Raw genomic sequence first — 13248 nt, 5'->3', positions numbered from 1 at the left:
ACCCTCCGCAGGAGAAGCACCTCCGTCCGAGAAGCGCCTCCGTCCGAGAACCCGTTCCGCGGGAGACCCTGGCCCACCGGGGCCACGTTCCGCGGGAGGCCAGCTCCGCCGGAGGCGCCGTTCGATCGGAGGCCCGTTCCACCGGAAACCCCCCCGCTCCTTCCGCCTGAAACTAGAACCCGTTACAGTCGCTAACGGAAGCGACTAGAGCGACGTTCTGGAGCGACGCGCGAGCGGGCGGATCGGCGGGAACGGTCGCCCGGTGGCCGCGGGCTCCGGCCCGGATGGCGAGGAGATCGTTATGGGTGCGGTGATCGTCGAGGCCGTGAGGACCCCCATCGGCAGACGCAACGGATGGCTCGCCGGGCTGAAGCCGCAGGCGGTCCTCGCCGCGGCGCTCAACGGCCTGGTCGGCAGGTCGGGCATCGATCCCGCCGCCGTGGAACAGGTTTTCGCCGGATGCGTCACGCAGGCCGGGGAGCAGGGCGGCCACGTCGGGCGGCACGCCTGGCTCTACGCCGGGCTCCCGTACCAGACGGGCGTGACCACGGTCGACGCGCAGTGCGGCTCCTCGCAGCAGGCGGTGCACCTGGTCGCGGCGCTCATCCAGGCCGGGGTCGTCGACGTCGGCGTGGCGTGCGGCGTCGAGGTGATGAGCCGGGCGCCGCTCGGTTCCAACGTGCTGCCCGCCAATCCCCGGCCCGACGACTGGACCATCGACCTGCCCGACCAGTTCACCGCCGCCGAGCGGATCGCGCGGCGGCGCGGGCTGACCCGCGAGCGGCTCGACCGGTTCGGCGCCAGGTCCCAGCGCCTCGCCGCGGAGGCGTGGGCCGAGGGCCGCTTCGACCGGGAGGTCGTCCCGGTGACCGCGCCGGTCCTCGGCCAGGACGGGGAACCCACCGGCGAGACCCGTGTCGTCGACAGGGACCAGGGGCTGCGCGAGACCACCGTCGAGGGGCTGGCCGGGCTCAGGCCCGTGATGGGCGAGGACGGCCTGCACACCGCGGGCACCTCCTCCCAGATCTCCGACGGCGCGGCGGCGGTGCTCCTCATGAGCGAGGAGGCAGCCGCCCGGCACGGCCTGCGGCCCCGGGCCCGCGTCCTCGCCCAGGCGCTCGTCGGCTCCGAGCCGTACTACCACCTGGACGGGCCGGTGGACGCGACCGCCAAGGTGCTCGCCGCGACCGGGATGAGCATGGCCGACATCGACAGGTTCGAAGTGAACGAGGCTTTCGCCTCGGTGGTCTTATCCTGGTCATCGGTGCACAAGCCAGACATGGAACGGGTCAACGTCAACGGCGGCGCCATAGCGCTCGGCCATCCGGTCGGAGCGACCGGATCCCGACTGATCACCACCGCCCTGCACGAGCTTGAGCGGTCCGACTCCTCGACCGCGCTGGTGGCGATGTGCGCGGGCGGGGCGCTCGCGACCGCGACCATCCTGGAGCGCCTCTGAACGGCACCGCCGGCCCGGGGCGCCCGCGCACGGCGGCGCCCCCTGGAGCGTCTTGAGCGACACCGGCACTCCGGACCGCCCCGAGCGGTACCGATGACCTGGAGCGCCCGCGGACGACCCCCGTCCCCTGGAGTCACCCGGAGCGCCCCGTGAACAGCACCGACGACCTACCGACGACCTACCGATGACCTGGGTGTCCCGGGCGTCATGAGCGCCGCCGCGCAAGAAGCACCACCGCCGACATCCCGCAGGCCGCAACAAGGAGCACCACCGTTGAAATCCCGCCGCAGGCCGTACAGCGAGCAGCGCCCGTTCGACACCGGCGGCGGGGTGTGGAGCGTGCCCGTCCCGATCCCCGGCAACCCGCTCGGCTACACGCTGGTCTACGCGATCGAGTCCCCGGCCGGCCCCGTGCTGGTCGACGCGGGCTGGAACGCCCCCGAGGCGTGGCTCGCGCTGCGCGACGGGCTGGGGGCGGTCGGCATGGACGTCCGCGACGTGCGCGGGGTGGTCGTGACCCACTTCCACCCCGACCACGCCGGGCTGGCCGGCCAGGTCAGGGAGGAGTCCGGCGCGTGGATCGCCATGCACGAGGCCGACACCGCGCTGGTCAGGCTCATGCGGGACTTCCAGGGTGACGCGCACCGTGACTTCCAGGCGGACATGCTGCGCCGGGCGGGAGCGGGCACCGTCGAGGTGGAGGAGGTGACGGGGAACCGGCCGCGGCCGCCCGCGATGCCCGACCGCGTCCTCACCGACGGCGACCTGATCGACCTGCCGGGGCGCAGGCTCCGGACGATCTGGACGCCCGGTCACACTCCCGGCCACGTCTGCCTGCACCTGGAGGACGCCGACCGGATCTTCACCGGGGACCACGTGCTTCCGGCGATCACACCGCACATCGGGATCTACCCGTACGACCGCGTGGACGTGGATCCGCTCAGTGACTTCCTGGAATCACTGGAGAAGGTGAAGGGCCTGGGCCACCTCGAAGCGCTACCCGCCCATGAATGGATATTTCATGACACGGCGGCTCGGGCGACGGAGATCGGCGTCCACCACGAGGAGAAGCTCCGACGGCTGGCCACCCTGCTCGCGGAGGCGGAGGAACCCCTCACTATCTGGGAGATCGCCGGACGTATGACATGGAACCGCCCGTGGGAGGACTTTCCCCCCATACTTCGCGGGATGGCAGCCGGGGAGGCGGCGGCACACCTGCGCACACTGGAGGTCCGCGGAATCATCCACCGCGTGACAGGGGTGGATCCGGTCCGGTTCGCCATACACTCATAGACATCGGATGTCTGGCACGACCTGAGGACGGTGCAGAGTGGCGGTCACCGACGCCGCTATCGACAAGATCAAGCAGATGATCCTGTCTGGCGAGCTCGCCCCGGGCAGCAGGCTGCCCAAGGAGGCCGACCTGGCCGATCGGCTCGGCCTGTCGCGCAACTCGCTGCGCGAGGCCGTCAGGGCCCTGGCCCTGATCAACGTGCTGGACGTGCGCCAGGGTGACGGCACGTACGTGACCAGCCTGGAGCCGAGGCTGCTGCTCGACGCGATGTCGTTCGTGGTCGACTTCCACCAGGACGACACCGTGCTGCAGTTCTTCCAGGTCCGGCGGATCCTGGAGCCCGCGGCGACCGCGATGGCGGCGATGTGCATGTCCGACTCCGAGGTCACCGAGCTGCGCAAGATCCTCGACGAGCTGCCTCCCGACCCGAGCGTCGAGCAGCTGGTCGCCAACGACCTGGAGTTCCACCAGCGCATCGCGGCGGGCTCGGGCAACGCGGTGCTGTGCTCCCTCATCGAGAGCCTCTCGGGGCCCACCACGCGGGCGAGGATCTGGCGGGGCCTCACCCAGGAGAACGCCCTGGAGAAGACCCGCGAGCAGCACACCGCGATCTGCGACGCCATCGCCTCCCACCAGCCGGAGGTGGCGCGGGCCTGGGCGACGGTCCACATCGCCGGCGTCGAGGAGTGGCTCCGCAGCGCCCTCGCCTGACGGTCCCGGCGGTCGCCCGTGCGACCCGGCGTCCCCCGCCACGGTCCGGCCGTCGTGCGGGGACGACCGGCCGTCGTGCGGGTCCGGCCCTCGCACGGGGACCGGCCCTCGCACGGGGACCGGCGCGAACACGACGGACCCGGGTGAGCGCCCGGCGGCGTCCGGATCAGGGGAGCGCCTCGCGGTTGCGGCGCAGGAAGTCGCGCTCGGCGGCGTTGCGGGTGAGGGCGATCGCCTCCTCGTAGGCCCGCGCCGCCTCGGCGGTGCGGCCCAGACGCCGGAGCAGGTCCGCGCGGACGGCGTGGAACAGGTGGTAGCCACCGAGGTCGAGACCGTCGACCAGGGCGAGCGCCGCCCCCGGACCGTCGGTCTCGGCCACCGCGACCGCGCGGTTGAGCGCCACCACCGGGTTGGGAGCCAGGGCCAGGAGCCGGTCGTACAGCGCCAGGATCTGCCACCAGTCGGTGAGGGCCGCGGTCTGCGCGTCGCTGTGGACGGCGTTGATCGCGGCCTGGATCTGGTACGGACCCGGCCGGTCGCGCCGGAGGCACCACCGGACGATGTCCTGGCCCTCGGCGATCAGGCCACGGTCCCAGCGGCCCCGGTCCTGGTCGGCCAGCAGCACCAGGTCGCCGTCCGGCGTGGTGCGGGCGACCCGGCGGGACTCGACGAGCAGCATGAGCGCGAGCAGCCCCATGACCTCGGGTTCGTCGGGCATGAGCCCGGCCAGGAGGCGTCCCAGCCGGATCGCCTCCGCGCAGAGGTCCTCACGGGCCAGCCGCTCGCCCGAGCTCGCCGTGTGGCCCTCGTTGAAGACGAGGTACACCACGGCCAGGACGGCCCGCAGCCGGTCCGGGAGGTCGGCCTCGGCCGGGACCCGGTACGGGATCCGCGCGTCGCGGATCTTGTTCTTGGCCCGGACCAGGCGCTGGGCCATGGTCGGCTCGGGCACCAGGAAGGCCCTGGCGATCTCGGCGGTGGTGAGCCCGCCCAGCAGCCGCAGCGTCAGCGCGACCTGGGCGTTGGCGGCGAGCGCGGGGTGGCAGCAGGTGAAGATCAGGCGGAGCCGGTCGTCGCGCACGGCGCCCTCCTCCAGCGGTTCGTCGTCGGCGTGCAACAGGGCCGCCTGGGCGTGGCGGTCCTGGCGGGTCGCCTCCCGCCGGAAGCGGTCGATCGCCCGGTTGCGTGCGGTCGTGATGATCCACCCCGCCGGGCTCGGCGGCAGGCCGGTGGAGGGCCACCGGCCCGCCGCCACGGTGAACGCGTCCTGGACCGCCTCCTCGGCGAGGTCGATGTCACCGAGGAGGCGCACCAGGACCGCGACCGCGCGCCCGTACTCGTCACGGAACACGCGCTCGATCTCCGAGGCGGGGACGCCCGGCATGTCTGACGTCAGCCGTCCACCTCGCCCTGGAACGGCCGCACCTCGATGGGCAGGAGGCCGATCGCCAGGGCGAGCCTGTGACCCCATTCGAGTGCCGCGTCGAGGTCGGGCGCCCTGATGACCGTGAACCCGCCGAGGTGCTCCTTGCCCTCGGCGTACGGACCGTCGGTCATGAGCGTGTCGCCGTCCTTGACCCGGATCACGGTCGCCGTGTCCGGGGAGTGCAGGCCGCCGGAGAAGACCCACACACCGGCGGCCCGCATCTCCCGTTCCAGGGTCTCCAGGTTCCGGGTGATCGGCTCCAGCACCTCGGGAGCGGGAGAACCTCCGTCGGGCTGGTAAATGCTGAGCAGATACTGCTTCATCGCGCGTCCCTCCTGGACGACCGGTGCGGCGCCGTCGCCGCCTTCCTGCCCACCACACGAACGGCGCCGGGCGGATTCGACACCGGGTACGGACGTCCTTCGACGATATTTCCACCCCGAGCCGCCAGGCGGAGACCTCACGACCACGGGCCCGGGGGGGACACCGGGGCCAAAATACTTTCCTCAGGCAATATATTAACCGAGTAAAGACTTCTGGCCGGGCCCCCGGCCGAACGATTGGAGTACGCCATGCGCATCGGTGTCGCACTGCCCACCGATCACACGCGGCTGTCCGCCGAAGCCAACTCCGTCGACACCCTGATCGGCGAGGTGAGGGAACTCGCCGACGCGGGGCTGACCTCGGCCTGGTTCACCCAGCGGTTCGACCACGACGCCGTCACGGTGGCCGCGCTGGCCGCGCGCGAGGTGCCCGGCATCGACGTCGGCACCGCGATCGTGCCGATCTACCCCCGTCACCCGATCGCGATGTCGATGCAGGCCCAGACCGCGCAGGCGGCCGGCCACGGGCGGTTCACGCTGGGCGTCGGGATGTCGATCAAGTCGTTCGTCGAGGAGGCGTACGGGATCGCGCCGCACCCCAGGATCCGGCATCTGCGGGAGTACCTGGAGGTGCTGCGTGACCTCTTCGAGAACGGCAGCGCGAACCTGGACGGCGAGACGCTGGTCGCCAGGACCCCCCTGCCGGTGAACGTGCCGGGCGCGCGGCCGCGGGTACCGGTGCTGGTCGCGGCGGCGGGCGAGCAGACCCTGCGCGCCGCGGGCGAACTCGCCGACGGCGCGCTGCCGATCCTGTCCGGCCCGCGCACGCTGGCCGAGTACACCGTGCCGGCCATCACCCGGTACGCGGAGGCGGCCGGGCGGCCGGCGCCCCGGATCGCCGCCATCGTCTCCGGCGTGGTGACCGCCGACGTGGCGGGCGCCCGGGCCCGCGCGGAGAAGAACATGGGGTACTACGGGACCATCCCGTCCTACCGCGCGGCACTGGACCGCGAGGGCGTCGGCCATCCCGCCGACCTGGTGGCTATCGGAGACGAGGAACTCCTCGCGGACCAGGTGGCCGCGTACTTCGAGTCGGGCGTGACCGAACTCGTCTACACCCAGACCGCGATCGGTTCCGCGGAGGACGAGCGCCGCACCTGGAAGCTGCTCGGCGAGCTGGCCTCAAGACACCGGCACGGACCGACCGGCACCGGGCAGGCACCCGCTCCGGGAACCGGCGCGTCGTAGACGGCGTTCGTCGGCTCATCCCGACCCGCAGTCGAGCCCGACATCCTTGACGGGGCTTTCAGGGCCGGGAGGGATCCGTGTCGGCCGCGGCGTGCCGGCGGTAGTGGCGGGCGGCTCGGGCCCGGTTGCCGCACGACGGCTTGCACCATTCCTGCCGGCCGTGCTTCTTGACGAAGTAGCGGACGCAGCGCGGCGCGGCGCAGGCCCGCAGGTCCTCACGTTGCGGGCCGGTCAGGAAGTCGATGGCGGCGCGGGCCAGTGCCGCGACAAGACGGAGGTGCGGGTCCTTCTCGGCCGACAGCAGCCGGGGCGCGGGCGTCCCTCCGGAGGGCCAGTCCAGCTGCGGGGCGACCGGTTCCCTGCCGGCGGCCGCGTTGAGTCGCGCCAGAGCCCGGTCTACCGGCATGAGGCGATGGGCGTCGGCGGGACTGGGCGGGCCGGGGCTGACCGAGTGGGCGAACAGTGCCCGTACCGCCTGCCGCAGTGCCACGACCTCGCTTCTGAGGTTCTCGTCGACGGTGACGCCGGCGGCGAGGTCGCTCCCCCGCTCCCTGATCCAGCGGGCCGTTCCCTGGAGGGTGGCCAGGTCATCGGCGACGCCACCGTCCCCGTCGTGGCGGATCGTGCTCACCAGCTCCAACGCCAGGCAGCGCTCCACGGCCTTCCCTCCCTCCGTTCGCGAGTCCGGTCGCCCCGCGAATCGGATCGCCTCGCGGATCCGAACGCCGACCACTTGATCACATCCTCGCTTCCAGCTTAAGGTTCCTAATGGAAAATAGATAATTTTCCATTAGACGCCGGGATGTGGGTGACCGCGTAGACCGGCACGGACCGGCCCGGTGGGCGGTGTCCGCCGCGAGAGGGGAACGACACGATGACGACGGTGCTCGCCCAGATCAGCGACCTGCACCTGGACGGTGGTGAGCGGGCGACCCGGCGCGCCACCCGGATCATGGACTACCTGCGGGCCCTGCCCCGTCTCCCCGACGCCGTGCTGGTCACCGGGGACATCGCCGACCACGGCGAGGAGTCCGAGTACGAGGAGGCGGCCCGCATCCTGGCCGCCCCCTTCCCGGTGCTCACCTGCCCCGGCAACCACGACGCGCGCCCGGCCTATCGCAAGGCCCTGCTCGGGGAGGTCTCCGGCGACGGCCCCGTCAACCGGGTCCATCACATCTCCGGCACCGCCATCCTGATGTGCGACTCAACCATCCCGGGTCGCGACGAGGGACACCTCGACGCCCAGACCCTCGACTGGATCGACACCACTCTCACCGGCCTGCCCCGGGACACCCCGGCGCTGATCGCCTTCCACCAGCCACCGGTCGCGCTCCACCACCCGCTGCCCGACTCTTCGGCACTCCAGCGGCCCGGACGGCTGGCCACCCTGCTCGACGCGCACCCGGAGGTCGTCGCCGTCCTCACCGGCCACGCCCACACCGCGGCCGTCTCCACCTTCGCCGCACGCCCGCTGATCGTCGGACCGGCCGTGACCTGGACCCTGCGCCTGCCCTGGGAAGGCGACGAGGTCGCGGACCTCGACCAGCCTCCCGGCCTGGCCTTCCACATCCTGGACGACGACCGCCGCCTGACCACCCACTACCGCGTGGTCCCCTGATTCCCCCCGGTGGCTTCCCGCCTCGGAGACCTCATGGTCCATCCCCACACCGTCACCGGGTTCCTGCTGGCGCTCCTCCCTCTGATCGCCACCCCCGGAGCGAGCCTGGCCCTGCTGGTCCGGCAGGTCGCCGAGGGGGGCCGCGGCCGGGCCGTACCCGTCATCCTCGGCACGGTCACCGGCCTGTACGTCCACGCCGCGCTCGCTGTGGCGGGCCTGTCCGCCTTCGTCATGCACTCCAGCCAGGCCCTCACCGCCGTCAAGCTCGCCGGGGCGGCCTATCTCGTCGGCCTGGGCCTCTGGACCTGGCATTCGGCCGCGTCCTCCGCGTCCTCCGCGTCCTCTGTGTCCTCCGCGTCCCTCGCGGCCTCCCGGCCCCACCGGCGCCTGCCGGAGTTCTCAGACTCCGCCTACCTGCAAGCGCTCCTCGCCAACGTCCTCAACCCGAAGGCGGCCTCCATCTATCTGACCCTGATGCCGCAGTTCATCACCCCCGGCGAGTCCCCTGTCGAGTCCTCCGAGGGGTCCTTCGGCGGCCAGATCCTCACCCTGGCCACCGCCCACGCGCTGTTGATCGCGCTCTGGCTCCTCGGCTGGACGATCCTCGTCGGCAGGGCCGCACACGCCCTGCGGAGCCCTCGCTTCAAGAACATCAGCGCCAAGATCACGGCGGTCGTGCTCATCGTCCTCGGGATCCGTTCCGCCACGGTCTAGCGCCGGAACCCCGCGTAGAGCGGTTCGGCCATCTTGGGCTCCCACACGCCCCTCGCGGACCATCGAGGAGGTCTGCCCCCGGGCCACACACGAGATCCCCGTCGAACCACCGGATGGACGCGAGATCCGGCCTCGGGTGTTCCTCGACGACACGACCGCGCTCCTCACCGCCGAGTCCGGCGTGGAGAGGGCGGACGGCCTCCACGCGTACGACCTCGCGGCGATTCCCCAGCGCAACGGCCCTGTGGGTTCACCGGAACGGCGCGGACAGGAACACCTCTGACGGGCGTCGGCGTGATCGCGACGGTCAATTTCCGTGTTCACGCCGACGAGGCGGCTTGGCGAGGTCACGACAACGAGCCACCAGGTCGTCGATTTCCGTCAGGTCCGGGTCGGCGCCGTCATCGTCACAGCATGCGGGCTTGGTGCGCTCGCCCGCCGGTGGCCCGTCCAGTCCGCACACCTTCCACGGCGAGGTGTGGACATCATGTGTCCGGTTGCGCTCGTCATGAGGCCCCACCATCAGAATCCATGAACGGCCCGGCCCTTCGAACGCGACCACGACCTCAACGGCCCCGCGCACCCCGGAAGTAGGCGTTCGCCGTGGGGCCGAACATCAGCGCCATCGCGGCCAGGACCGCCGCGAGGTGCAGGACCCGGGTGGTGGCGGACACGAACGTCATCGCGTCGGCGTCCACGACGGCCTGGACGACCGAGTTGCCGTCGAGCAACCACTGGATCGGCTCCATCACCAGCGAGAGGGTGCCGAAGACACCGAGGGTCAACGCGAGAGCGATACGGGCCCAGCCCCGGCCCCGGCGCAGGTGTGTCGCCATGAAGATCGCCACGGCGAAGACCACCAGCCGGAAACCCAGCCCCGGAGCGAGGTCGGCGACCGACGCCGACCCGTCGGCCAGCATGCCGACAGCGGCCAGACCGGCCTCGAGGGCACCGGCACCGACGGCGGCGAACCAGAGCGTCGAGGCGTTCCCGACGGTCGCGGGGACGACGGGCGGACCCACCTGGAGCTGGGATGCGTACTGCGTGGACATCGACGACACCTCTCGGACAGCACTGAACGTTGTGCCCGAGTCTTCTCCGCCGCCCGGCAAAGATCATGCCTGCCCGCACGCCGACCGGAGGGCCTGCCCGCACACCGGCCGAAGGTAGGGACCGCCCTACCTTCCCGGCCAGGCCGCCGGCCGTGGAGGGACAGACCTCGGCCGTTGCGGGCGAGAGCGGCTCCGGACATGGTGGCCGCGAGGTGTCAACCCCGACGTTCGTCCAGGCCCGGCCTTGCCGTTCGGCCCAGGTGCCCGGCCGCCGCCGTTCCTATGGTCAGGGGCCATGAGAACTGACTCCTGGAATGGTTCCGGCCGTCGGCTGCTGGGCCCAACCGTGTCGCTGGGCGTGGGGGCGGGAGTCGTCGCCTGGCTCTCTCCGGGCGGGCTGGGCGACGCCGGTCCGGTGAGGGTCGTGGACGGGGCTTCGGCGTCCGCGTACCGATCGGTGACCGGGGCGGTGGCCGACGCGCCGCCGTGGGTGGGCACGGCGCTGGAGGTGGCCACGGAGGGCACCCTGGTGGTCCTCGGGCTGCTGCTCGTCCTGGTGTGGTGGCTCGCCGTCCGCCGCGGGGACGCCCACGGTGTCGGCGCGACCGTCGTGATCGGTGCCGGCACCGTCGCCGCCTACGCCGTCAGCGAGGCGTTGAAGCTGGTGGTGGACGAGGAACGGCCCTGTCGCGCGGTGCGGGACGCGGGGGCGGCGATCGCGGGATGTCCCGCGCCGGGAGACTGGTCGTTTCCGAGCAACCACGCCACCCTCGCCGCCGGACTCGCGGTCGGGCTGGCCGTGCTGCGTCCTCGCCTCGCCGCGGTGACGCTGCCGCTGGCCGGGGCCGCGGCGCTGCTGCGGGTGATGGTGGGGGTTCACTACCCGCACGACGTGATCGCCGGCGCGGTCCTCGCCGCCACCGTGGTGGTGTCGGCGCTGCTCGCGTTCACGCCGCCGGTGACGCGCCTGGTGTCACCGCTGCTCGGGCGCCTGCACGGGGACGATTCCGGCCTCGTGCGCCATCACGGCCGCCGCCGCCCGGTTGTCGACCGCCAGACGGGCCAGGATTGAGCTGACATGGGCTTTCACCGTCCCCTCCACCACATGCAGCCTGCGGGCGATCTGACCGTTGGACAGCCCGCCGCCGAGGAAGGCCAGTACTTCGCGTTCCCGGGCGGTGAGCGCGACGATCCGTTCGCGGGCGGCGTCGCGCCGGCCGGCGAGGGTTCCCGCGCCGCTCGCCGCGAGATGGACGACCACCCGGGCGGCGACCTTCGGCGACAGATAGGCCGCACCGTCGGCCACCGCGCGGACTCCCGCGATCAGTTCCTCGGGTTCACCGGATTTGACCAGGAACCCCGCGGCTCCGCCGCCGAGTGCCTGAAGGATGTAGTCGTCCTCGCCGAACGTCGTCAGGATGACGACACCGGTGGCCGGGACCGTCCTGCGGATCTCCGCGGCGGCTGCGATGCCGTTGACCTTCGGCATACGGATGTCGAGCACGGCCACCTGAGGGCGGTGACGCCGGACCAGTTCCACCGCCTCGTGACCGTCGGCGGCCTCGGCGACGACGGTGATGTCCGGGGCGGTGGACAGAAGGGCCCGCACCCCCGCGCGGATCATCGGCTCGTCGTCGGCGATCAGTACGCGGATCATCGGACGCTCACCCGGCGAGGACGTCCGCGGACGCCAGCTTGCCCGCCCGGAAGCACAGGCGGTAGGCGTCTCCGGACCGGTCGTCGAAAGGATCGGCTGTCATCGCGTAGTACTCGCACGTCACACCCTGTTCTTCTGATTCGGCGGCCTCTGGCCGACGGACCACCTGCTGCTCCGGCAGATACCGCTCCACCTCGGCACGATCCTGCCCGGTCCGCAGGCCGGCGTAGTTCTCCGGAGCCAGCACCGACCGCCACGCCGTCAGCATCTCCCGCCCTCTCAGGACACCGCCGAACAGCGCACTCGTCACCAGGGGCAGCATGAGCGCGGCGACCAGGGTGCGGCCGAGCTTGCGGCGGGCGCGCCGGTGCTCCCGCGGCACGCCGCCCGGGGCGGGCGACACGAGACCGGCGGGGGGCGGCTGCGCCGCGGGGGTGTGCGGGAGCCGCGCCAGGACGGTGAAGCCGCCGCCCGAGGGGCCGTAGGTGAGGGAGCCTCCGGCCAGCCGGACGCGTTCGTCCAGGCCGATGAGGCCGCGGCCCCCGCCCCGGGGCGGGAGGGCGACGGCGTCCGCGGGGCCGTTCTCCACCCGGACCTCGGTCTCCGTGGCCAGGTGCCGGACCTGGACGGCCGCCGCCCCGCCGGGCGCGTGTTTGGCGACGTTGGTCAGCGCCTCCTGCACGATGCGGTGCGCGGCCCGTTCGACCACCGGCGGCAGGTCGCCCGTCTCGCCCTCGACACGCAACGTGACCGCGAGTCCGGACGCGGCCGCCCTGTCGACCAGGTCCGCGATCCCGGCACCGACCGGCTGTGCCGGCGCCCCGTCCGTCTCCTCGCGCAGGATGCCGATCACCTCACCGAGGCGCTCCACGGCGGCCGCCGCCCTCGCCCTGATGTCCCCGGCGGACGCCCGGTGCGCCTCCGGCAGATCGGGCGCGAGCTTGAGGGCGGCGGCCGACAGGGCGATCAGGCTGAGGTCGTGGCCCAGGACGTCGTGCATGTCCTGGGCGATACGGGTCCGCTCACGCAGCCGGGCCTGCTCGGCGACGAGCCGCTGCTCACGTTCCAGATGCTCGGCCCGCTCCCAACCGGCCCGGACGAGTTGACGGTACTGGCGCCAGAACCGGCCCGCGAACCAGGGCAGCATTGCCCCCACCATCACCGCCACGAACCGGCGCCCCGGCTCGATCCACCAGGAGGGGACGACCGAGACCGCCACCACGGTGATCGCGAGCACCGCGACCAGCGCGAGCACCGTCGACCGGGTCTGCCCCAACCGCGCCCCCGCCACGAACGCGGCGGCCGCGGTCAGCGCGCCCCACCACGGGTTGACGACGCTCAGACCGGCCGTCACGGTGGCCGTCACGCCCAGCAGGAGCGCCATCCCGGGCGGCCACCACCCCCCGGCGTTCCCGGCTCTCTTCACATCGGTCGCTCTTCCCACAACCGTGACGATACGCAGAGCCGTGGAGTGCCGGCACCGCCGAAAGTCCAATACACGCCCGGGGAGGGGGCATCGTGGCGTTCGCAGACGGCGGCGACGCGGCGGGCCTGGTCGAGGAGCGGGCCGGGACATGGTCGTACCAGCTCAGCGGTCGCCAGTGCCTCCAGGGGCGGGGACCGCTCTCGCCGCGGATAGCGGCCAACCGGGAGGTCGCCTCCCCGCGCATCGCGGGGTTTTCCATACCGATCTGGGCTGCCATGGTGACCATGCGAAGCTCACGGATGTAGCGCAGGACGGGAAAG

General features: G+C 72.3%; 16 protein-coding genes. 9 read left to right on the top strand and 7 right to left on the bottom strand.

Annotated elements, in window-relative coordinates:
* The first annotated feature begins 301 nt into the window (after positions 1-301).
* The 3 genes from ACFFRH_RS38300 (at position 302) to ACFFRH_RS38290 (ending at position 3464) form a co-directional block, all read left to right on the top strand.
* Positions 302-1459, top strand: coding sequence for a steroid 3-ketoacyl-CoA thiolase (locus tag ACFFRH_RS38300; RefSeq protein ID WP_386162398.1), 1158 nt, complete (start codon positions 302-304; stop codon positions 1457-1459).
* A 273-nt stretch (positions 1460-1732) separates the two neighbouring features.
* The gene (locus ACFFRH_RS38295; RefSeq protein ID WP_344749448.1) at positions 1733-2752 is read left to right on the top strand and encodes an MBL fold metallo-hydrolase; all 1020 of its coding nucleotides are present in this window, start codon (positions 1733-1735) and stop codon (positions 2750-2752) included.
* A gap of 37 nt (positions 2753-2789) precedes the next feature.
* Positions 2790-3464: a FadR/GntR family transcriptional regulator gene (locus tag ACFFRH_RS38290; protein WP_344749447.1), complete on the top strand. Its 675-nt coding sequence runs from the start codon at positions 2790-2792 to the stop codon at positions 3462-3464.
* A gap of 166 nt (positions 3465-3630) precedes the next feature.
* Here ACFFRH_RS38290 and ACFFRH_RS38285 read toward each other — a convergent pair whose 3' ends face one another.
* Positions 3631-4848 (bottom strand): RNA polymerase sigma factor, encoded by a 1218-nt coding sequence (locus tag ACFFRH_RS38285; protein ID WP_344749446.1) that lies wholly within the window; start codon positions 4846-4848, stop codon positions 3631-3633.
* Between the two features lie 8 nt (positions 4849-4856).
* A complete protein-coding gene (locus tag ACFFRH_RS38280) occupies positions 4857-5213 on the bottom strand; it encodes a YciI family protein (RefSeq protein ID WP_344749445.1) in 357 nt (118 codons plus the stop codon).
* Positions 5214-5462: 249 nt separating this feature from the next.
* On the opposite strand from ACFFRH_RS38280, the gene ACFFRH_RS38275 reads away from it, so the two are divergent.
* Positions 5463-6461 (top strand): TIGR03564 family F420-dependent LLM class oxidoreductase, encoded by a 999-nt coding sequence (locus tag ACFFRH_RS38275; RefSeq protein ID WP_344749444.1) that lies wholly within the window; start codon positions 5463-5465, stop codon positions 6459-6461.
* A 58-nt stretch (positions 6462-6519) separates the two neighbouring features.
* Here ACFFRH_RS38275 and ACFFRH_RS38270 read toward each other — a convergent pair whose 3' ends face one another.
* Positions 6520-7119, bottom strand: coding sequence for a CGNR zinc finger domain-containing protein (locus ACFFRH_RS38270; protein ID WP_344749443.1), 600 nt, complete (start codon positions 7117-7119; stop codon positions 6520-6522).
* Between the two features lie 216 nt (positions 7120-7335).
* Between ACFFRH_RS38270 and ACFFRH_RS38265 the strand changes: the two genes are divergently transcribed.
* The 3 genes from ACFFRH_RS38265 (at position 7336) to ACFFRH_RS38255 (ending at position 9076) form a co-directional block, all read left to right on the top strand.
* Positions 7336-8079: a metallophosphoesterase gene (locus ACFFRH_RS38265; protein ID WP_344749442.1), complete on the top strand. Its 744-nt coding sequence runs from the start codon at positions 7336-7338 to the stop codon at positions 8077-8079.
* 33 nt (positions 8080-8112) lie between these two features.
* Positions 8113-8793 (top strand): LysE family translocator, encoded by a 681-nt coding sequence (locus tag ACFFRH_RS38260; RefSeq protein WP_344749440.1) that lies wholly within the window; start codon positions 8113-8115, stop codon positions 8791-8793.
* 136 nt (positions 8794-8929) lie between these two features.
* Positions 8930-9076, top strand: coding sequence for a hypothetical protein (locus ACFFRH_RS38255; RefSeq protein ID WP_344749439.1), 147 nt, complete (start codon positions 8930-8932; stop codon positions 9074-9076).
* 24 nt (positions 9077-9100) lie between these two features.
* Here the strand turns inward: ACFFRH_RS38255 and ACFFRH_RS38250 are convergent, their stop codons facing one another.
* Positions 9101-9355 carry a hypothetical protein gene (locus tag ACFFRH_RS38250; RefSeq protein WP_386162396.1) on the bottom strand — a complete coding sequence of 85 codons (255 nt, stop codon included), beginning with the start codon at positions 9353-9355 and terminating at the stop codon, positions 9101-9103.
* 4 nt (positions 9356-9359) lie between these two features.
* Positions 9360-9845: a hypothetical protein gene (locus ACFFRH_RS38245; protein ID WP_386162395.1), complete on the bottom strand. Its 486-nt coding sequence runs from the start codon at positions 9843-9845 to the stop codon at positions 9360-9362.
* A gap of 295 nt (positions 9846-10140) precedes the next feature.
* On the opposite strand from ACFFRH_RS38245, the gene ACFFRH_RS38240 reads away from it, so the two are divergent.
* A complete protein-coding gene (locus ACFFRH_RS38240; protein ID WP_386162393.1) occupies positions 10141-10917 on the top strand; it encodes a phosphatase PAP2 family protein in 777 nt (258 codons plus the stop codon).
* Here the strand turns inward: ACFFRH_RS38240 and ACFFRH_RS38235 are convergent.
* Both ACFFRH_RS38235 and ACFFRH_RS38230 read right to left on the bottom strand, forming a co-directional pair.
* On the bottom strand, positions 10819-11502 hold the full coding sequence (locus ACFFRH_RS38235) for a response regulator (RefSeq protein WP_386162391.1): 684 nt from the start codon (positions 11500-11502) through the stop codon (positions 10819-10821). The two genes, ACFFRH_RS38240 and ACFFRH_RS38235, sit on opposite strands and share 99 nt — an antisense overlap.
* Positions 11503-11509: 7 nt before the next feature.
* Entirely contained in the window at positions 11510-12886 is a 1377-nt protein-coding gene (locus ACFFRH_RS38230) for a sensor histidine kinase (protein ID WP_344749437.1), read from the bottom strand.
* 134 nt (positions 12887-13020) lie between these two features.
* On the opposite strand from ACFFRH_RS38230, the gene ACFFRH_RS38225 reads away from it, so the two are divergent.
* The gene (locus ACFFRH_RS38225) at positions 13021-13233 is read left to right on the top strand and encodes a hypothetical protein (protein ID WP_344749436.1); all 213 of its coding nucleotides are present in this window, start codon (positions 13021-13023) and stop codon (positions 13231-13233) included.
* The last annotated feature ends 15 nt before the right edge of the window (positions 13234-13248 follow it).

It is taken from the genome of Streptosporangium vulgare (assembly GCF_042428775.1).
GTDB classification, from domain to species: Bacteria; Actinomycetota; Actinomycetes; order Streptosporangiales; family Streptosporangiaceae; genus Streptosporangium; species Streptosporangium vulgare.
This window is presented reverse-complemented; position numbering and strand designations above follow the sequence as displayed.

Bases quoted from the DNA above. Each gene is read 5' to 3' on its own strand.
- ACFFRH_RS38300 (WP_386162398.1), top strand. From the start codon at position 302: ATGGGTGCGGTGATCGTCGAGGCCGTGAGGACCCCCATCGGCAGACGC.
- ACFFRH_RS38285 (WP_344749446.1), bottom strand. From the start codon at position 4,848: ATGCCGGGCGTCCCCGCCTCGGAGATCGAGCGCGTGTTCCGTGACGAG.
- ACFFRH_RS38280 (WP_344749445.1), bottom strand. From the start codon at position 5,213: ATGAAGCAGTATCTGCTCAGCATTTACCAGCCCGACGGAGGTTCTCCC.
- ACFFRH_RS38275 (WP_344749444.1), top strand. From the start codon at position 5,463: ATGCGCATCGGTGTCGCACTGCCCACCGATCACACGCGGCTGTCCGCC.
- ACFFRH_RS38265 (WP_344749442.1), top strand. From the start codon at position 7,336: ATGACGACGGTGCTCGCCCAGATCAGCGACCTGCACCTGGACGGTGGT.
- ACFFRH_RS38260 (WP_344749440.1), top strand. From the start codon at position 8,113: ATGGTCCATCCCCACACCGTCACCGGGTTCCTGCTGGCGCTCCTCCCT.
- ACFFRH_RS38245 (WP_386162395.1), bottom strand. From the start codon at position 9,845: ATGTCCACGCAGTACGCATCCCAGCTCCAGGTGGGTCCGCCCGTCGTC.
- ACFFRH_RS38240 (WP_386162393.1), top strand. From the start codon at position 10,141: ATGAGAACTGACTCCTGGAATGGTTCCGGCCGTCGGCTGCTGGGCCCA.
- ACFFRH_RS38235 (WP_386162391.1), bottom strand. From the start codon at position 11,502: ATGATCCGCGTACTGATCGCCGACGACGAGCCGATGATCCGCGCGGGG.
- ACFFRH_RS38230 (WP_344749437.1), bottom strand. From the start codon at position 12,886: ATGGCGCTCCTGCTGGGCGTGACGGCCACCGTGACGGCCGGTCTGAGC.